The organism is Enterobacter cloacae complex sp. 2021EL-01169, assembly GCF_020733125.1.
Classification (GTDB): Bacteria; Pseudomonadota; Gammaproteobacteria; order Enterobacterales; family Enterobacteriaceae; genus Enterobacter; species Enterobacter roggenkampii.
The window spans coordinates 163995-182274 of record NZ_JAJFTC010000003.1 but is presented as its reverse complement, the minus strand read 5'-3'; the positions used below and the strand labels follow the sequence as shown (position 1 = coordinate 182274).

At 60.4% G+C, this 18280-nt stretch carries 14 protein-coding genes; 7 read left to right on the top strand and 7 right to left on the bottom strand.

Annotated elements, in window-relative coordinates:
- Positions 1-11 precede the first annotated feature (11 nt).
- From lsrB to lsrA, 4 genes are read right to left on the bottom strand one after another with little or no spacing between them, the layout of a single operon-like run.
- Positions 12-1013, bottom strand: coding sequence for an autoinducer 2 ABC transporter substrate-binding protein LsrB (gene lsrB, locus LLF79_RS12020; RefSeq protein WP_032653517.1), 1002 nt, complete (start codon positions 1011-1013; stop codon positions 12-14).
- Between the two features lie 40 nt (positions 1014-1053).
- Entirely contained in the window at positions 1054-1992 is a 939-nt protein-coding gene (lsrD, locus tag LLF79_RS12015; protein ID WP_227879566.1) for an autoinducer 2 ABC transporter permease LsrD, read from the bottom strand.
- Positions 1993-3024 carry an autoinducer 2 ABC transporter permease LsrC gene (gene lsrC, locus LLF79_RS12010; RefSeq protein ID WP_095428750.1) on the bottom strand — a complete coding sequence of 344 codons (1032 nt, stop codon included), beginning with the start codon at positions 3022-3024 and terminating at the stop codon, positions 1993-1995.
- Positions 3021-4508 carry an autoinducer 2 ABC transporter ATP-binding protein LsrA gene (gene lsrA, locus LLF79_RS12005; RefSeq protein WP_227879600.1) on the bottom strand — a complete coding sequence of 496 codons (1488 nt, stop codon included), beginning with the start codon at positions 4506-4508 and terminating at the stop codon, positions 3021-3023. The genes lsrC and lsrA overlap by 4 nt, the downstream gene beginning before the upstream one ends.
- A gap of 215 nt (positions 4509-4723) precedes the next feature.
- Here lsrA and lsrR point away from each other — a divergent pair, with 215 nt between their 5' ends.
- The 3 genes from lsrR to LLF79_RS11990 all read left to right on the top strand — a co-directional run bounded on the left by lsrR (position 4724) and on the right by LLF79_RS11990 (position 9516).
- Positions 4724-5695, top strand: a complete 972-nt coding sequence (gene lsrR / locus LLF79_RS12000; protein ID WP_008503156.1) for a transcriptional regulator LsrR — start codon at positions 4724-4726, stop codon at positions 5693-5695.
- Between the two features lie 33 nt (positions 5696-5728).
- On the top strand, positions 5729-7309 hold the full coding sequence (lsrK, locus tag LLF79_RS11995) for an autoinducer-2 kinase (RefSeq protein ID WP_227879565.1): 1581 nt from the start codon (positions 5729-5731) through the stop codon (positions 7307-7309).
- Positions 7310-7494: 185 nt separating this feature from the next.
- Positions 7495-9516 carry an NADPH-dependent 2,4-dienoyl-CoA reductase gene (locus LLF79_RS11990; RefSeq protein ID WP_227879564.1) on the top strand — a complete coding sequence of 674 codons (2022 nt, stop codon included), beginning with the start codon at positions 7495-7497 and terminating at the stop codon, positions 9514-9516.
- Between the two features lie 90 nt (positions 9517-9606).
- Here LLF79_RS11990 and rlmG read toward each other — a convergent pair whose 3' ends face one another.
- On the bottom strand, positions 9607-10743 hold the full coding sequence (gene rlmG / locus LLF79_RS11985; protein ID WP_008503153.1) for a 23S rRNA (guanine(1835)-N(2))-methyltransferase RlmG: 1137 nt from the start codon (positions 10741-10743) through the stop codon (positions 9607-9609).
- An 83-nt stretch (positions 10744-10826) separates the two neighbouring features.
- Between rlmG and LLF79_RS11980 the strand changes: the two genes are divergently transcribed.
- The 4 genes from LLF79_RS11980 (at position 10827) to sstT (ending at position 15113) form a co-directional block, all read left to right on the top strand.
- Positions 10827-11330, top strand: a complete 504-nt coding sequence (locus LLF79_RS11980; RefSeq protein ID WP_023294628.1) for a YgjP-like metallopeptidase domain-containing protein — start codon at positions 10827-10829, stop codon at positions 11328-11330.
- Between the two features lie 70 nt (positions 11331-11400).
- A complete protein-coding gene (locus LLF79_RS11975; protein WP_021242366.1) occupies positions 11401-12399 on the top strand; it encodes a Gfo/Idh/MocA family protein in 999 nt (332 codons plus the stop codon).
- 251 nt (positions 12400-12650) lie between these two features.
- Positions 12651-13616, top strand: coding sequence for a TerC family protein (locus tag LLF79_RS11970; protein ID WP_021242367.1), 966 nt, complete (start codon positions 12651-12653; stop codon positions 13614-13616).
- A 255-nt stretch (positions 13617-13871) separates the two neighbouring features.
- Complete coding sequence (sstT, locus tag LLF79_RS11965; RefSeq protein WP_008503149.1) at positions 13872-15113, top strand: serine/threonine transporter SstT; 1242 nt, start codon at positions 13872-13874, stop codon at positions 15111-15113.
- Positions 15114-15199: 86 nt separating this feature from the next.
- Here sstT and LLF79_RS11960 read toward each other — a convergent pair whose 3' ends face one another.
- Entirely contained in the window at positions 15200-16687 is a 1488-nt protein-coding gene (locus tag LLF79_RS11960) for a UxaA family hydrolase (RefSeq protein WP_227879563.1), read from the bottom strand.
- 17 nt (positions 16688-16704) lie between these two features.
- Positions 16705-18117: a glucuronate isomerase gene (gene uxaC / locus LLF79_RS11955; protein ID WP_227879562.1), complete on the bottom strand. Its 1413-nt coding sequence runs from the start codon at positions 18115-18117 to the stop codon at positions 16705-16707.
- Between the last annotated feature and the right edge of the window lie 163 nt (positions 18118-18280).

Here is an 18280-nt window from a genome sequence, read left to right as displayed (position 1 = left end):
TTGCTCCCCCGTCAGAAATCGTATTTGCTGATGTTCTCTTTGGTGAACACCACGCGTTCCGGCAGCAGCACGATGCCGTTGCCCTTCGCCTCATACTGGTAGCCCTGCACGCTGTTCGGCTCGACCTTCAGCGCCCCGATATCTTTTACGTCCACGCTGTCGCCAACGTTAAGATCGCCTTTTTTCAGTAAACGATCGGCGACATTGACCGCAATTTTGCCCTGTTGCACAACGTCCCACAGGCCGAAGGCCTTCACCGTGCCGCGCTCAACGTACGGGCGCATCACGTTCGGCGTGCTGAACCCGACAATCGCCACGCCTTCCCGCTTCAGGTTTTCTGCCGCCTGCGCGGCAGCAGGAAGCGCGTTGGCGTCCGGGGCGACGATCGCATCCAGATCCGGATAGGCTTTTAAGATCCCTTCGGCGGTCTGCAACGATTTGGTGGCGTCGTTATAGCCAAACTGGGTGGTGACGATCTGCCACTGGGGATGATCTTTCTCGATTTTGGCCTTCGCCTCTTTCACCCACTGGTTCTGGTCGGTGACGGTCGGGCTGGAGTAGAAGAACGCCACTTTCGCGTTCGGTTTGGTGACCTGCTTGCCCGCCATCTCCACCAGCAGGCCGCCCAGCTGTTCCGGCGTCCCCTGATTGATGTAGATGCTGCGGCACTCCGGTTTGGTATCGGAATCCCAGGTCAGGACCTTGACGCCGCGCTGCATCGCGCGCTTCAGCGCCGGACACAACCCATCCGGCGACACGGCGGAGACGATAATGGCGTTATAGCCCTGGTTGACGAAGTTATTGATGAGCTGCACCTGGCCGGAGACGCTCGGCTCGGTTGGGCCGTCGTAGGTCACGTCCACGCCAAGATCTTTCCCCGCCTCTTTCGCACCGTTGCCGCCGCTGGTGAAGAAGCCGACGCCCACCAGCTTCGGGATAAAGGCAATGCGGTCCGCCGCCTGCGCCGAAGCGAAGCTGAGGGCCATTGCCAGGACGAGCAGTTTTGTTTTCATCTTACGCTCCGGATAGTTTTCTAAAGAGAGATCGCACCCATTAGCGGTGCAGACTCAGCGAACGCCCCATCACCACCACAACCAGCAGCGCCCCCGACAGCGCGCTCGACACCTGGTTGGGGATGCCGACCATCTGTAAACCCTGTTGCAGGTACCCCACCAGCAGCGCCGCCAGCGCCGTACCGACAACCGAACCTGACCCGCCGTAGATATTGGCTCCGCCGAGCACGGCGGCGGTGAGCGCAGGCATTAAAAGATCGCGCCCCAGATCCGAACGCGCGGAGCCGAAATAGGAGACCATCACCAGCGCGGCAATCGCCGAGGCCACGCCCACCAGGCCGTACAGCACGTAGGGCATGCCGTTCACCGGCAGCGCCGCATAGCGCGCCGCGCGCGGGTTCTGCCCAATCAGGAACAGATGACGGCCAAAGCGCCCGCGGTGGGTAATGAGCCAGAAGAAGACGGTGATTACCGCGAACAAGACCAATGGGATCGGCAGACCCAACACCGTGAGGTTAGCGAACGCCGTGAAGCTGTCCGGGAAGCCGCCGATGCCCTCGTAGCCCGTCGCGCCCGCCATGCCGGAGAGCAGCAGCGCGCCGCCGCCGTAGAGGTAGAGCGTGCCGAGGGTGATCACCAGCGGGCTGATGCCGGTGTAGTGGATCAGCGCCGCATTCACCAGCCCGCACAGCAGACCCAGCAGCAGCGTCAGCGGAACGGCGACCGCCATCGGCCACCCGGCCTGCATCATCACCCCCAGCGCAATGGCGCACAGGCCGATGGTCGAGCCGAGGGAGATGTCGATCCCGCCGCTGACGATCACCAGCGTCAGCGGCAGCGCCACAATACCGATGCAGATGAAGTCGCTGGTGCTGAACAGCAGCATGTTGATATCGAGCATCCGCGGGTTGATGGCCCCGAAAAGCAGGATCTCCAGCACCAGCAAAATGAGCAGCGCGCTTTCCCAGTTAAGCCTCATTTACGCCACCTCTTTTTTACGTTTGGGAAAGGGGGTGACGTGCTTTCCCCCTCTGTTGCCCGGCTGGAAACGACCGTACTTCAGCGCCCGCTGATGCCGCGCCAGCGCCTGACGCAGACGCCCGTCGAGCACCAGCACGCCCAGCAGCACCAGCCCGGCGATAAAGTCGTTCCACCACGCCGGGAGCCTGAACAGCACCAGCACGGTATCGATTTGGGTGAGGAAGAACGCGCCGAGGAAAGCACCGACCAGCGTGCCGGTGCCGCCCAACAGTGAAATGCCCCCCAGTACGCAGGCGGCAATGGCTTTCATCTCCAGCCCGCTGCCGGTCTGGTTGGGCACGAAGCCTATCTGCGCGGCAAAGACGATCCCGGCGCAGGCCGCCAGCAGGCCGTTCAGGGTAAAGGCGATCATGCGGGTGCGATTCACCGCCACGCCCAGCTGGCGCGCGGCGGCGAGGTTATCCCCCACCGCGTAGAAATCACGCCCGAACGCGGTGCGCGACAGCGTCCACGCGCCGGTGACCACGATAATCAACACCACCATACCAAGGGGCGACACGCCGATGGCCGCAGGCTCAGAGAGCGATTTCAACCCCGGCGGCAGCCCTTCAATCCACTTTCCGCCCGTCCAGAGCAGCATCGCTCCACGGTACAGCCCCAGCGTGCCGAGGGTGGCGACAATCGCCGGGATGCGTAATCCCACCACCAGAAAACCGTTGAATGCCCCCGCCAGCGCGCCAACTGACAGCGCGAAGAGAATGGAAACGGGCAGGCTGTAGCCACTGTTCAGCGCCACGCCGACGGCGATGGCGGACAGCCCGACGGTAGACCCCACGGAGACGTCGATATTGCGGGTCAGCATCACCAGCGCCGCGCCGATCGCCAGCAGGATCAGGATCTGCGAACTGGCGAAGATCATCCCCAGCGTCTGCAAACTCAGGTACGACGGATTGAGCGCCACCAGCACGGCGAACAGCGCCAGAATGGCGAGAAACGCGCTTAGCTCGCGGTTTTTCAGTAAGATCTTCATGATTGCCCTCCAAACGCCAGCGCCATCATGCGATCGAGGCTGACCGCATGGCGCGGCAGCTCGCCGCTGAGTACGCCCTGATGCATCACCAGCACGCGATCGGCAAGGCCGGGAAACTCATCAAGATCGCTTGAGATCATCAGCACCGCCACGTTCTGCGCCGCCACGCTTTTGATAAGCTGGTAGATATCGGCGCGCGCCGAGACGTCCACGCCGCGCGTCGGCTCGTCGACGATCAGCAGCAAAGGGTTGGCCTCCAGGCAGCGAGCCAGCAGCACCTTCTGCTGGTTGCCGCCGGAGAGCGTGCGCACGGTTTGATCCGCATGGTTGAGCTTGATCCCCAGCGCCCGGTGATAGCGCTCCACCACCGCGGACTCTCTTTTCCGCTGCTGCCAGAGCGACGGCTCGTTCAGCGCCACGGTGTTCCAGCGGATCGGCGCGTCGAGGAACAGGCCGGACACCTGCCTGTCTTCCGGCAGGTAGACCAGGCCTTTGTCCAGACGTGAACTTACCGGTGCGGCGGTGATGTCCTGGTTCTCCAGCCAGACGCGCCCCCCGCGCACAGGCCGCAGGCCATAGAGCGTTTCGGCAAACTCGGTGCGCCCGGAGCCTACCAACCCGGCCAGGCCGACGATCTCCCCGGCGTAGATCTCAAGGCTGAGATCGATAAACCCTTCCCCGGTAAGATCCTCCACCCGCAGCACCGGGAAATCCTGCGGCTGGGTGCGGCGGTTGCCCGGCAGCGCCAGCCACAGCTTTTGCGTATCGCTGAGGGATTTCTCGCGGGTTACCGGCGTCATGGCGGCGATCAGGGCGCTATCGTCGAACTGCGCGGTTTCACCGCTGAGCACCACCGCGCCGTCGCGCATCACCGAGACGTGGCTCGACAGCATGCGAATTTCCGGCAGCTTGTGCGAGATAAACACGATCCCGACGCCGAGCGCCTGCAGGGCGCGGATCTGACGAAACAGCCGTTCGGTTTCGCCCGGCGTGAGGGAGGCCGTGGGCTCGTCGAGGATCAGGATCCTGGCGTTGCGCATTAATCCGCGCAGGATCTCTACCATCTGCTGATCCGCCACTTCCAGGGTGCTGGCGGCGGCGTCGAGGTTCAGCCGGCACTGCAACTGCTCAAGTTTCTCCGCCAGCCGTTTTTCCCGATCGCGTTCGCGCGGCAGGCGGAACAGGATGTTTTCCCGCACCGTCAGGTTGGGGAACAGCAGCGGCTCCTGCGGCACGAGGTAAATGCCGAGCCTGTGCCCCTGCACGGGCGTCAGCCGCGCATATGACTGCCCCTCGACGGAAAGTTCACCCTCATCCGGCGTCTCGACTCCGGCGATGATCTTCATCAGCGTCGATTTTCCCGCGCCGTTCCCGCCCATCAGCGCGTGCACCTGGCCCGCAAGCAGCGTGAAATCAATGCCTTTTAGAACCGGCACGCCTGAGAACTGCTTGCTGATACTTCGCGCGTCGAGAAGTGGGGTCATCATCGCTCCGCTATTGAACAAATGATTTTTAGATTTAATAATGTTCAAAAGCGTAGACGGTGAACTATATTTACAACCGTGCAGGGATCACAGTTTTATCGATTGAGATTCAGATAAACCAGAAACGATCGAAATGATCCGTTTTGTCGCGTGGCTCACACTTTCCCTCCGCGTCATCACGAACATATGATCTAAATTTTTATAAGAGTTCAACTATGAGCGATAAACGCACTGCGGAAGAAGGACGGTTTGCCGGACTGGCGCTGGCGGAAGAGGAGCTGGTGGCGCGCGTGGCCTGGTGCTACTACCACGACGGGCTGACCCAGAACGATATCGGCGAGCGGCTCGGGCTGCCGCGATTAAAAATCTCCCGCCTGCTGGAGAAAGGCCGCCAGTCCGGGGTGATCCGCGTGCAGATTAACTCCCGGTACGAGGGCTGCCTGTCGCTGGAAACCGAGCTACAGCAGCGCTTTGGCCTGAAGCTGGTGCGCGTGATGCCTGCCCTAAATACCCCGCCGATGAACGTGCGGCTGGGCATTGGCGCGGCGCAGTCGCTGATGGGCGTGCTGGAGCCCGGCCAGCTGCTGGCGGTGGGGTTCGGTGAAACCACCATGAGCAGCCTGCAGCACCTGAGCGGCTTTATCAGCTCGCAGCAGATCCGCCTCGTGACGCTCTCCGGCGGCGTCGGGCCGTACATGACCGGTATCGGCCAGCTGGACGCGGCCTGCAGCGTCAGCATGATCCCCGCCCCGCTTCGCGTGTCTTCCGCCGAAGTGGCCGGGATCTTAAAACGCGAGACCAGCGTGCGGGACGTGATCCTCGCCGCCACCGCAGCCGACGTGGCGGTAGTTGGTATTGGTTCAGTAAACCAGCGCCGTGACGCCACGATCCTGCGCTCCGGCTATATCAGCGAAGGCGAGCAGCTGATGTACGCCCGCAAAGGCGCGGTCGGCGACATTCTCGGCTATTTCCTCAATGCCGAAGGGGAGTGCGTTGAGGAGCTGGAGATCCACAAAGAATTACTCGGCGTCTCACTTGATGAGCTGGCGCAGCTGCCCACCATCGTTGGCGTGGCCGGCGGGGAAGAGAAAGCCGATGCGATTTATGCCGCACTGAAGGGTCGCCGTATCAATGGCCTGGTGACGGAAGAGACGACAGCCCGCGCGGTGCTGGCTCTGGCCAAATAAGAGCCCGCCCTGCGCTAACAGCGAGGCAAGCTCATGAGTTACCTTTTAGCGTTAGATGCAGGGACCGGCAGCGTTCGCGCCGTGATTTTCGATTTGCAGGGCAACCAGATTGCCGTCGGCCAGGCCGAGTGGAAGCACCTGAGCGTGGAAAACGTGCCGGGGTCAATGGAGTTTGACCTCGAGACCAACTGGCAGCTGGCCTGCCGGTGCATTCATCAGGCGCTGGAGCGTGCGCGCCTGAGCGCGGCGGATATTCAGTCCGTCGCCTGCTGTTCGATGCGCGAAGGGATCGTGCTGTACGACCGTAACGGCGAGGCCATCTGGGCCTGCGCCAACGTCGACGCCCGCGCCAGCCGCGAGGTGGCCGAACTCAAAGAGATCCACGACAACCGTTTTGAATCCGAAGTGTATGAGGTCTCCGGCCAGACGCTGGCGCTGAGCGCCATGCCGCGCCTGCTGTGGCTGGCGCACCACCGTCCGGATATTTACCGCAGGGCCGCGACTATCACCATGATCAGCGACTGGCTGGCGGCGAAGCTCTCCGGCGAGCTGGCGGTCGACCCGTCGAACGCGGGCACCACCGGCATGCTGGATCTCTTCTCCCGCGACTGGCGTCCGGCGCTTCTCGACATGGCCGGGCTGCGCGCCGATATCCTCTCCCCGGTGAAAGAGACCGGCACCGTACTGGGTGCTATAACCCGGGAGGCCACGCAGCAGAGCGGCCTGCGCGAAGGCACGCCGGTGGTGATGGGCGGCGGCGACGTGCAGCTGGGCTGTCTGGGGCTGGGCGTGGTTCGCGCCGGACAAACGGCGGTGCTGGGCGGCACCTTCTGGCAGCAGGTGGTCAATCTGCCGCAGGTACGCACCGACCCCGACATGAACATCCGCGTGAATCCGCACGTCATCCCCGGCATGGTCCAGGCGGAGTCGATCAGCTTCTTTACCGGGCTGACCATGCGCTGGTTCCGCGACGCCTTCTGCGCGGAGGAAAAGCTGATTGCCGAGCGGATGGGGATGGACACCTATTCCCTGCTGGAAGAGATGGCCAGCCGGGTGCCGGCGGGCTCCCACGGGGTAATGCCAATCTTCTCCGACGCAATGCATTTCAAGCAGTGGTACCACGCCGCGCCGTCGTTTATTAACCTCTCCATCGACCCGGAAAAATGCAATAAAGCGACGCTGTTCCGCGCCCTGGAAGAGAACGCGGCGATTGTTTCGGCCTGCAACCTGGCGCAGATTTCACGCTTTTCCGGCGTGACGTTTGAGAGCCTGGTGTTTGCGGGCGGCGGGTCAAAAGGTGCCCTGTGGAGCCAGATTTTAAGCGACGTCACGGGCCTGCCGGTGCGCGTGCCGGAAGTGAAAGAAGCCACGGCGCTGGGCTGCGCGATTGCCGCGGGTACGGGCGCGGGGCTGTTTACCGATATGGCCTCGACGGGCGAGCGGCTGGTGAAATGGAGCCGCGAGTTCACGCCAAACCCGGCGCACCGCGAGCTGTACGACAGCATGATGCAGAAATGGCAGGCGGTATACGCGGACCAGCTCGGGCTGGTGGACAGCGGACTGACCACGTCGATGTGGCAGGCGCCGGGGCTGGTGCGGGCAGCGGTGCCGTAAATAACGCCGGATGGCGCTACGCTTATCTGTCCTGGGGATTTGTAGACCCGGTAAGCGCAGCGCCACCGGGGAAGTTCTTTGAGATCTATCACAATCATTCGATCCCGCTTTTACCTTTCCGCTGCCGCTGGCTAAATTAGTAACTCATCCGACCACATAACAATAATTTTACACTGGAAGAGACTATGAGCCGCTACCCGTCGTTATTCGCCCCTCTCGATCTGGGGTTCACCACACTCAAAAACCGCGTGTTGATGGGCTCGATGCACACCGGGCTCGAGGAGCATCCTGACGGGGCCGAGCGTCTGGCGGCTTTCTATGCCGAGCGCGCGCGCCACGGGGTGGCGCTGATTGTCACCGGCGGCGTGGCCCCTTCCCCTTCCGGCGTCGGCATGGAGGGCGGTGCGGTGCTGAACGATGCAGCACAGCTGCCGCATCACCGCATTGTGACCGACGCGGTACACAACGAGGGCGGTAAAATCGCCCTGCAAATTCTGCACACCGGACGCTACAGCTATCAGCCGAATCTGGTTGCGCCATCGGCCATTCAGGCGCCGATTAACCGCTTCACTCCGCATGCTCTGAGCCACGACGAGATCCTGGCGCTGATTGACGACTTCGCCCGCTGCGCCGCGCTGGCGCGTGAAGCGGGCTATGACGGCGTTGAGGTGATGGGCTCCGAAGGCTACCTGATTAACGAGTTCCTCGCCGCCCGCACCAACCAGCGCGACGATGAATGGGGCGGCGACTATGCCCGCCGGATGCGCTTTGCCGTGGAGGTGGTGCGCGCGGTACGTAAACGTGCGGGTGCGGACTTTATCATCATCTTCCGCCTGTCGATGCTCGACCTGGTGGAGGGCGGCGGGACGTTTGACGAAACCGTGCAGCTGGCGCAGGCGATTGAAGCCGCGGGCGCCACGATTATCAATACCGGGATTGGCTGGCACGAGGCGCGCATTCCCACTATTGCCACGCCGGTGCCGCGCGCGGCGTTCAGCTGGGTGACGCGCAGGCTGAAAGGCAAAGTGTCCGTTCCGCTGGTCACCACCAACCGCATTAACGATCCGCAGGTGGCGGACGATGTGATTTCGCGCGGCGATGCCGACATGGTCTCGATGGCGCGCCCGTTCCTGGCCGATGCTGAACTGCTGTCCAAAGCGCAAAGCGGCCGTGCGGATGAGATCAATACCTGCATCGGCTGTAATCAGGCCTGTCTGGATCAGATCTTCGTCGGAAAGGTCACCTCCTGCCTCGTCAACCCGCGCGCCTGCCATGAAACCAAAATGCCGATCGTTCCGGCGGTCAATAAAAAACGCCTGGCCGTCGTGGGTGCTGGCCCGGCAGGCCTGGCGTTTGCGGTCAATGCCGCCTCGCGCGGGCACGGCGTGACGCTGTTTGATGCGTTGGGAGAGATTGGCGGGCAGTTTAATATCGCCAAACAGATCCCCGGCAAAGAGGAGTTCTACGAAACGCTGCGCTACTACCGCCGGATGATCGAGCTGACGGGCGTCGAGCTGCGGCTTAACCAGTTTGTCCACGCGGCGGATCTGACTGATTTTGATGAGGTGATCCTGGCGAGCGGGATCGTACCGCGCACGCCTGCGATCGAGGGTATCGATCATCCAAAAGTGCTGAGCTATCTCGACGTGCTGCGTGACAAAGCGCCGGTTGGCGAGAAGGTGGCGATTATCGGCTGCGGCGGGATCGGTTTTGACACCGCGATGTATTTAAGCCAGCCGGGCGAAGCCACCAGCCAGAACATTGCCGAATTCTGCGTGGAATGGGGTATCGACACCAGCCTCAGCCAGTCCGGCGGCCTGCGACCCGAAGGGCCACAGCTGCCGAAAAGCCCGCGCCAGATCGTGATGCTGCAGCGTAAAGCCAGCAAACCGGGCGAAGGGCTGGGGAAAACCACCGGCTGGATCCACCGTGCCACCCTGCTCTCGCGCGGGGTGAAGATGATCCCGGCGGTGAGCTACCAGAAGATCGACGACGACGGGCTGCACGTCACGATCGGCGGCGAGCCGCAGCTGCTGCGCGTGGATCATGTGATTTTATGTGCCGGGCAGGAGCCAAAGCGCGATCTGGCGGATCCGCTGCGCGAGGCCGGTAAAACGGTGTATCTGATTGGCGGGTGCGACGTGGCGATGGAGCTGGATGCGCGGCGCGCGATTGCGCAGGGAACGAAGTTAGCTCTGATGATCTAGAACATTGCCGGGCGGCGCTGCGCTTGCCCGGCCTACGGGTCCGAGGCCATTGTAGGCCCGGTAAGCGAAGCGCCACCGGGCAAAACAATCTTACCGACGACGTCCCAGCTTCACCGACTTAAGCACCACAAACTTATTGTTCGTCGCAATGGTCACGCAGTTACCGAAAATCTTCTTCAGCTTGTGGAAGTAGTCCAGGTGGCGGTTCGCCACGATATACAGCTCGCCGTTAATCTTCAGGCAGCGGCGCGCGTGGTGGAACATCTCCCACGCGACGTTATCCGTCAGAGCGTGCTTCTGGTGGAACGGCGGGTTACAGAACACGGCGTTGAAGCGGAACGGCTCTACCCCCGACAGCGCGTTGTTGATCATAAACTCGCAGCGGTCCAGCGCGTCCGGCATATTGGTTTCCACGTTCAGACGGCTGGAGGCCACCGCCATCGGCGATTCGTCGCTGAACACCACGCTGGCCTCCGGGTTCTTCGCCAACAGCGTCAGGCCAATCACGCCGTTGCCGCAGCCCAGATCGACAATTTCCCCTTCCAGATTTTCCGGCAGGTGTTCCATAAAGAAACGCGCCCCGATATCCAGACCGGTACGGGAGAAGACGTTCGCATGGTTGTGGATGGTCCAGTCGGTCCCTTCCAGTTTCCAGCTCAGCGTGTCCGGCGCGTCGGCCAGCTCGGGTGCGGCGAACGTACAGTTGATCAGGCGCGCTTTTTTCCAGGCCAGCGTCGTGGTGGTCGGGCCGAGGACTTTCTCGAACAGCTCCAGCGTCGAAGTATGAATATCGCGCGCTTTGGCACCCGCGATGATGCGGGTTTCTGGCGTGACGACCTTACGCAGCGCGCGCAGCTGCTGCTCCAGCAGCGCCATGGTTTTTGGCACTTTGATGAGCACCACGCCCGGCGCCTGCGGGTAGTCCGCGGTGCTGTCGAGGAACTTCACGCTGGATTCGTCGATGTCGTTATGGCGCAGGTTTTCACGCGTCGCCAGCTCGCTTAAGTAGGAATCGCCGATGCTGTACGGCGTGTGCTCCGCCAGGGCGCAGCCCAGCGCGCCGAAGGCGTCATTCAGGATCAAAACCGGGCCGCGGATTTCAGTCTCATCCAACTGCTGCAGCAGATATTCATCCGCCGCTTCCCACGCCTGAAGCGGGTTAACGTCGTCCGTTTCCGGGAAACGTTTAAGGTTGAGTGAACGGAAACCGTTGTCTAAGTGGCTCATCGGCCCTCCTGAATGGTAAAATTTGGCGTATCCCTGAAAAGGGTGCGTGAGTATACCCGTTTTATTGTCGATTTGGGGCGTTGATGAACCAACTTACTTATCTCCAGGGCTACCCGGAGCATTTACTTTCTCAGGTTCGCACCCTGATTGCCGAGCAAAAGCTCGGCGCGGTGCTGGAAAAACGCTACCCCGGCACCCACGATTTCGCGACCGATAAAGCCCTCTGGCAGTATACGCAGGATCTGAAAAACCGGTATTTGAAGAGCGCGCCGCCGATCAACAAGGTGATGTACGACAACAAGATCCACGTGCTGAAAAACGCGCTCGGCCTGCACACCGCCGTCTCCCGCGTGCAGGGCGGCAAGCTGAAGGCCAAGGCGGAGATCCGCGTCGCGACGGTTTTTCGTAACGCGCCGGAAGCCTTTCTGCGGATGATTGTGGTGCACGAACTCGCACACCTGAAAGAGAAAGAGCACGACAAAGCGTTCTATTCTCTGTGCTGCCATATGGAGCCGCAGTACCACCAGCTGGAGTTTGATACCCGGCTGTGGCTTACGCATTTATCGTTAAAAGGTAATGCGGAATAGCGCACGCGAATTGTCATGATGACGTGCTACAGTGGCTAAAGGTTCCCCGCTACGGAGTACGTAAACGTTTATGATACGTTTCGCAGTCATTGGAACGAACTGGATCACGCGCCAGTTCGTCGACGCCGCCCACGAAACCGGCAAACTGAAACTTACCGCAGTCTATTCCCGCAGCCTTGAGCAGGCGCAGAGTTTTGCCAACGATTACCTCGTCGAGCATCTATTCACCTCGCTTGATGACATGGCGCAAAGCGACGCCATTGACGCGGTCTATATCGCCAGCCCGAACGCCCTGCACTTCCCGCAAACGAAGCTGTTCCTCAGCCATAAAAAGCATGTGATTTGCGAGAAGCCGCTGGCGTCGAACATCGAAGAAGTGGAAGCGGCCATCGCGCTTGCCCGCGAAAACCAGGTGGTGCTGTTCGAAGCGTTCAAAACCGCCAGCCTGCCGAACTTCCTGCTGCTGCAGCAGTCCCTGCCGAAGGTGGGCAAAGTGCGCAAAGCGTTTATCAACTACTGCCAGTACTCGTCGCGCTACCAGCGCTATCTCGATGGCGAGAACCCGAACACCTTTAACCCGGCCTTCTCGAACGGCTCGATTATGGATATCGGTTTCTACTGCCTGGCCTCTGCCGTGGCCCTGTGGGGCGAGCCGCACGGCGTCACGGCCACCGCCAGCCTGCTGGAGAGCGGCGTGGATGCGCACGGTGTCGCGGTGCTGGATTACGGTGATTTCAGCGTGACGCTGCAGCACTCCAAGGTGAGCGATTCTGTCCTGCCGAGCGAAATTCAGGGCGAAGCGGGCTCGCTGGTTATCGAGAAGATCTCCGAGTGCCAGAAGGTGAGCTTTGTCCCGCGCGGCGGCAAAGCGCAGGAGCTGACGCAGCCTCAGCATATTAACACTATGCTCTATGAGGCAGAGGTCTTCGCCCGTCTGGTGGAAGACAACGAAGTGAATCACCCAGGCCTTGCGGTGAGCCGCACCACGGCGAAGCTGCAAACGGAGATCCGCCGTCAGACCGGCGTGGTATTCCCGGCAGACGGCGTGAGCGCGGAAGTTATCGCGTAAAGCTGTGTAATGAAACGGCGCAGACCATTGACGAAACCGATGGTCTGACATATTTTGTTACCTGCAAAGGGGAGTAACTTCTTCGCCGGTGGATCGTCATTACGATGCGTGCAATACCGCATCCGGTCGCCGGGCAACCCTCGTGGTTGTAAGTGAGACCTTGCCGGAAGGCGAGGTCTATGCATAAAAAGCTAACGGCTATCGTCTTCTGACCATGGCCGTTTTTGTTTTTTATGTGTAAGGAAAATAGTATGCATTCTGTCGGCACTCCAATGTTGTGGGGCGGATTCGCGGTTGTCGTGCTCATCATGCTGGCGATCGACCTCTTTTTGCAGGGCCGTCGCGGCGCGCACGGCATGACCATGAAACAGGCCGCCGCCTGGTCGCTGGTCTGGGTTACTCTCTCCCTGCTCTTCTGCGCCGCCTTCTGGTGGTATCTGGCCTCGACCGAAGGCCGCGCGGTGGCCGATCCTCAGGCGCTCGCCTTCCTCACCGGCTATCTGATTGAAAAAGCCCTGGCGGTTGATAACGTCTTCGTCTGGCTGATGCTGTTCAGCTACTTCGCCGTGCCTGCGGCTCTGCAGCGTCGCGTGCTGGTGTACGGCGTGCTGGGTGCAATTATCCTGCGTACCATCATGATCTTCGCTGGCAGCTGGCTGATTACCCAGTTCGAGTGGCTGCTGTACGTCTTCGGCGCGTTCCTGCTGTTCACCGGGGTCAAAATGGCGCTGGCGAAAGAGGACGGCTCCGCGATTGGCGATCGCCCGCTGGTGAAGTGGATCCGCGGCCATCTGCGCATGACCGACAAGATCGAGAGCGAGCACTTCTTCGTGCGCAAGAACGGCCTGCTGTTTGCCACCCCGCTGCTGCTGGTGCTGATTCTGGTTGAGCTGAGCGACGTGATTTTCGCCGTGGACAGCATTCCGGCCATTTTCGCGGTGACCACCGACCCGTTCATCGTCCTGACCTCTAACCTGTTCGCCATCCTCGGCCTGCGCGCGATGTACTTCCTGCTGGCGGGCGCGGCGGAGCGCTTCTCCATGCTGAAGTACGGCCTGTCGGTGATCCTGGTGTTTATCGGTATCAAGATGCTGATCGTCGATTTCTACCATATCCCGATCGCCATTTCGCTCGGCGTGGTGTTTGGCATTCTGATCGTGACGCTGATTATCAATACCTGGGTTAACCGCCAGCACGATAAGAAGCAGCAGGCTTAATGCGTTTTGCCCGGTGGCGCTGCGCTTACCGGGCCTACAACGTTACCCCGTAGGCCGGGTAAGCGCAGCGCCACCCGGCACTTTCGTTAATCAATAGTTAAAAAACATGACGCAACACGTAAAATCCAGCATTTTACGCTTCCCTCCTTTCGCGCATTCCCTATACTCGACCAGGCAAACATTTACTTACATCCGGACATAAATGTGACTAAGAGCACATTCGGAATGGAACGCAATTTCACTCAGGAATAATGTATGAGCACACAATCGACGGGTCTTTTTGCGCGCCTGGCGCAGGGAAGTCTGGTTAAACAAATTCTAGTAGGACTGGTGCTAGGTATTCTGCTGGCCATGGTGTCAAAACCTGCTGCGGAGGCCACGGGGCTGCTCGGGACGCTGTTTGTGGGCGCCCTGAAAGCCGTCGCGCCGGTACTGGTTCTGATGCTGGTCATGGCATCGATTGCCAACCACCAGCACGGACAAAAAACCAACATTCGCCCTATTCTGTTCCTGTATCTTCTGGGAACCTTCTCTGCAGCCTTAACGGCCGTGGTGTTTAGCTTCCTGTTCCCGTCCACGCTGCACCTGACCAGCGCGGCCGGTGATATCACGCCGCCGTCCGGGATTGTGGAAGTCCTTCGCGGTCTGCTGATGAGCATGGTCTCTAACCCCATCACCGCGCTGATGAGCGGAAACTACATTGGCATCCTGGTCTGGGCGATTGGTCTGGGCTTCGCGCTGCGTCACGGCAACGAGACCACGAAAAACCTGGTCAACGATTTGTCCAACGCTGTCACCTTTATGGTGAAGCTGGTGATTCGCTTTGCGCCAATCGGTATTTTCGGCCTGGTCTCCTCCACGCTGGCAACCACCGGTTTTGACGCGCTGTGGGGCTACGCGCAACTGCTGGTTGTGCTGGTCGGCTGTATGCTGCTGGTGGCGCTGGTAATCAACCCGCTGCTGGTGTTCTGGCAGATCCGCCGCAACCCGTATCCGCTGGTGCTGACCTGCCTGCGCGAGAGCGGCGTGTATGCCTTCTTCACCCGCAGCTCTGCGGCGAACATACCGGTGAACATGGCGCTGGCGGAGAAGCTGAACCTGGATCGCGATACCTATTCCGTGTCGATCCCACTGGGTGCGACCGTGAACATGGCGGGCGCGGCGATTACGATCACTGTACTGACCCTGGCGGCGGTGCATACGCTGGGTATTCCGGTGGATCTGCCAACCGCGCTGCTGCTGAGCGTGGTGGCATCGCTGTGCGCCTGCGGCGCATCCGGCGTGGCGGGCGGTTCGCTGCTGCTGATCCCGCTGGCGTGTAATATGTTCGGCATCCCGAACGAAATCGCCATGCAGGTGGTTGCCGTCGGCTTTATCATCGGCGTGCTGCAGGACTCCTGCGAAACCGCGCTGAACTCCTCTACCGACGTGCTGTTTACCGCGGCGGCCTGTCAGGCGGAAGACGCGCGTTTAGCGAAGAACGCCCTCCGCAGTTAAAAAGAAAAGCCCGGTGGCGGCTACGCCTTACCGGGCCTACAGGGTTTAGTAGGTCGGGTAAGCGCTAGCGCCACCCGACAAAGTACTTATAGCGTCACACCGCTCTTAAAGATTGCCAGCTCGCGGAAATCGTTCTTCTCGTTACAGGTCTGCCTGCCGTTGGCAATTTCCACAATCGCATCCACGAATTCCGTCAGCAGCTGCGGCATCGCCTTGCCGTGGATAAGCTGCCCGGCATCAAAGTCAATCCAGTGTTTTTTCTTCGCCGCCAGCTCGCTGTTGGTGGCGATTTTCACCGTCGGCACAAAACCGCCGTACGGCGTGCCGCGACCGGTGCTGAACAGCACCATATGGCAGCCGGCTCCCGCCAGCGCGCTGGTGGCGACCGCATCGTTACCGGGCGCGCTCAGCAGGTTCAGACCGTGCGTTTTCAGGCGCTCGCCGTAGCGCAGAACGTCAACCACCTGGCTCGCGCCTGCTTTCTGGGTGCAGCCGAGGGATTTCTCTTCCAGCGTGGTGATCCCCCCCGCTTTGTTACCCGGCGACGGGTTCTCATAAATGGGCTGATTGTGGGCAATGAAGTACTGCTTGAAGTCGTTCACCATGGTGACGGTTTTTTCAAACGTCTCCTCGTCGCGGCAGTGGCTCATCAGAATACGTTCCGCACCGAACATCTCCGGCACCTCGGTCAACACCGTCGTGCCGCCGTTGGCGATCACATAGTCCGAGAAGCGCCCCAGCATCGGGTTGGCGGTGATACCGGACAGGCCATCAGACCCGCCGCACTCCAGACCAAACTTCAGCTCGCTCAGCTTGCCCGGCTCGCGCTTGTCGTGGCGCATCACCTCATACAGCTGATGAAGCTGTTCGACGCCCGCTTCCACTTCGTCGTCCTGATGCTGGCACACCATAAAGTGCACGCGCTCAGGGTCAAACTCACCGAGCGTCTCGCGGAAGGCGTCCACCTGATTGTTCTCGCAGCCCAGGCCAATCACCAGCACCGCGCCCGCGTTCGGGTGGCGCACCATGTTTTGCAGCATGGTTCGGGTGTTGATGTGGTCGTCACCCAGCTGGGAGCAGCCGTAGGTGTGGCTGAACAGATGCACGCCGTCAGTCCCTTCGGCATCGTTGGTCTCTTTCAGGAAGCGCGTCTGGATCTGACGCGCAATCCCGTTCACGCAGCCGACGGTCGGGAGGATCCACAGCTCGTTGCGGATCCCCACGTCGCCGTTTGCGCGGCGGTAGATCTGCACCTCACGATCCGCCGCCTGCTCTTGTGCCGCAGGTAAATCAGGTTGATAGCTGTACTCGTCCAGATCGCTCAGATTTGTGCGGGCGTTGTGGGAATGGATGTATTCACCCGGCGCGATATCCGCCAGCGCATGACCGATGGGCAGACCGTACTTCACCACGTTCTCCCCTTTGGCAATGGGGATCAGGGCAAACTTGTGTCCACGTCCAACGGACTGGCGTAACGTCACCGACTGGTTGTCGAAGGTGACTTCCGTGCCTTCGGTTAAATCTGCCAGCGCGACGGCCACGTTATCCAGCGAATGGATTTTGATGTATTGCATATCAACCTCAAACGGCCCTAGTTCAGTTCAATGGCGAAGTAGTCACGCGCATTGTTAAAGCAGATGTTTTTCACCATGTCGCCCAGCAGCTGAATATCCGCCGGCGCTTCGCCTGCGTGCACCCAGCGGCCAATCATCTGGCACAGAATGCGGCGGAAGTATTCATGACGGGTATAGGACAGGAAGCTGCGGCTGTCGGTTAGCATGCCGACAAAGCGGCTCAGCAGGCCAAGCTGCGCCAGCTGCGTCATCTGACGCTCCATGCCGTCCTTCTGATCGTTGAACCACCAGCCGGAACCGAACTGCATCTTGCCCGGCATCCCTTCGCCCTGGAAGTTGCCGATCATCGTGCCCAGCACTTCGTTATCGCGCGGGTTCAGGCAGTAGAGAATGGTTTTCGGCAGCAGGTTTTGTTCGTTCTGTTCGCTCAGCAGTTTTGACAGCTCTTCCGCCAGCGGACGGTCGTTGATGGAGTCAAAGCCCACGTCCGCACCCAGCAGTTTAAACTGGCGCTGGTTGTTATTGCGCAGCGCACCGATGTGGTACTGCTGTACCCAGCCGCGACGCGCGTATTCGGCACCGAGGAACACCAGTACCGCCGTTTTGAACTGCGCCACTTCGTGCTCACTCAGGGCTTCGCCGGAGAGGCGACGCGCCAGAATACCGTCCAGCTCGGCCTCGTTTGATTCCGCAAACAGCACCACGTCCAGCGCGTGGTCAGAGACTTTACAGCCGTGCGCCGCGAAGTGATCCAGACGTTTAGTCAGCGCGGTTTGCAGATCGGCGAAACGACGGATGTCGGTATCGGACACTTCCGCCAGCTTCGCCATGTAGTCGTTGAACGTGGCCTGCTCAATGTTGAAGGCTTTGTCCGGGCGCCAGCTTGGCAGCACTTTGATATCAAAAGAGGTGTCTTTGGCGACAACGGCATGATGCTCCAGGGAGTCAATCGGATCGTCGGTGGTGCCCACCATCTTCACGTTCATCTGCTTCATGATGCCGCGCGCGGAGAAGTTCTCCTGCGCCAGGAGCGCATTGCACTGGTCCCAGATTTCATCGGCGGTCGTTGGGGAGAGCAGTTTGCCGGTGATGCCAAACGGGCGACGCAGCTCAAGGTGCGTCCAGTGATAGAGCGGGTTACCGATGGTGTGCGGGACGGTCGCCGCCCAGGCGTCAAACTTCTCGCGATCGGTCGCATCGCCGGTGCACAGGCGCTCAGCCACGCCGTTGGTGCGCATCGCACGCCATTTGTAATGGTCACCCTTCAGCCAGATGTCATACAGGTTTTTGAAACGGTAATTTTCGGCAACCTGCTGCGGCGGCAGATGGCAGTGGTAGTCGAAAATCGGCTGATCTTTTGCATAGTCGTGGTACAGGCGGCGAGCAAATTCGGTATCTAACAGAAAATCGTCGGTCATAAACGGCGTCATTATCGTCTTCCTCATTACGGGAGCGTCAGAAAGCGTATGTTCATATGCTGCAAAGTTATCACACCAATTTCCACCATCCGACGTTTTTTTCGTGAGTGAGATCAATAAACGCAGACAAATACATTACCCAAATTGGAGTAAATCCTTCTACAAGCCGCGCCAG

What these genes read in the sequence shown, in the direction of transcription:
- LLF79_RS11960 (WP_227879563.1), bottom strand. Translation starts at nt 16,687, where the DNA reads ATGCAATACATCAAAATCCATTCGCTGGATAACGTGGCCGTCGCGCTG.
- LLF79_RS11975 (WP_021242366.1), top strand. Translation starts at nt 11,401, where the DNA reads ATGATACGTTTCGCAGTCATTGGAACGAACTGGATCACGCGCCAGTTC.
- sstT (WP_008503149.1), top strand. Translation starts at nt 13,872, where the DNA reads ATGAGCACACAATCGACGGGTCTTTTTGCGCGCCTGGCGCAGGGAAGT.
- lsrD (WP_227879566.1), bottom strand. Translation starts at nt 1,992, where the DNA reads ATGAGGCTTAACTGGGAAAGCGCGCTGCTCATTTTGCTGGTGCTGGAG.
- lsrC (WP_095428750.1), bottom strand. Translation starts at nt 3,024, where the DNA reads ATGAAGATCTTACTGAAAAACCGCGAGCTAAGCGCGTTTCTCGCCATT.
- rlmG (WP_008503153.1), bottom strand. Translation starts at nt 10,743, where the DNA reads ATGAGCCACTTAGACAACGGTTTCCGTTCACTCAACCTTAAACGTTTC.
- LLF79_RS11990 (WP_227879564.1), top strand. Translation starts at nt 7,495, where the DNA reads ATGAGCCGCTACCCGTCGTTATTCGCCCCTCTCGATCTGGGGTTCACC.
- lsrB (WP_032653517.1), bottom strand. Translation starts at nt 1,013, where the DNA reads ATGAAAACAAAACTGCTCGTCCTGGCAATGGCCCTCAGCTTCGCTTCG.
- lsrK (WP_227879565.1), top strand. Translation starts at nt 5,729, where the DNA reads ATGAGTTACCTTTTAGCGTTAGATGCAGGGACCGGCAGCGTTCGCGCC.
- LLF79_RS11980 (WP_023294628.1), top strand. Translation starts at nt 10,827, where the DNA reads ATGAACCAACTTACTTATCTCCAGGGCTACCCGGAGCATTTACTTTCT.
- LLF79_RS11970 (WP_021242367.1), top strand. Translation starts at nt 12,651, where the DNA reads ATGCATTCTGTCGGCACTCCAATGTTGTGGGGCGGATTCGCGGTTGTC.
- lsrR (WP_008503156.1), top strand. Translation starts at nt 4,724, where the DNA reads ATGAGCGATAAACGCACTGCGGAAGAAGGACGGTTTGCCGGACTGGCG.
- uxaC (WP_227879562.1), bottom strand. Translation starts at nt 18,117, where the DNA reads ATGACGCCGTTTATGACCGACGATTTTCTGTTAGATACCGAATTTGCT.
- lsrA (WP_227879600.1), bottom strand. Translation starts at nt 4,508, where the DNA reads ATGACCCCACTTCTCGACGCGCGAAGTATCAGCAAGCAGTTCTCAGGC.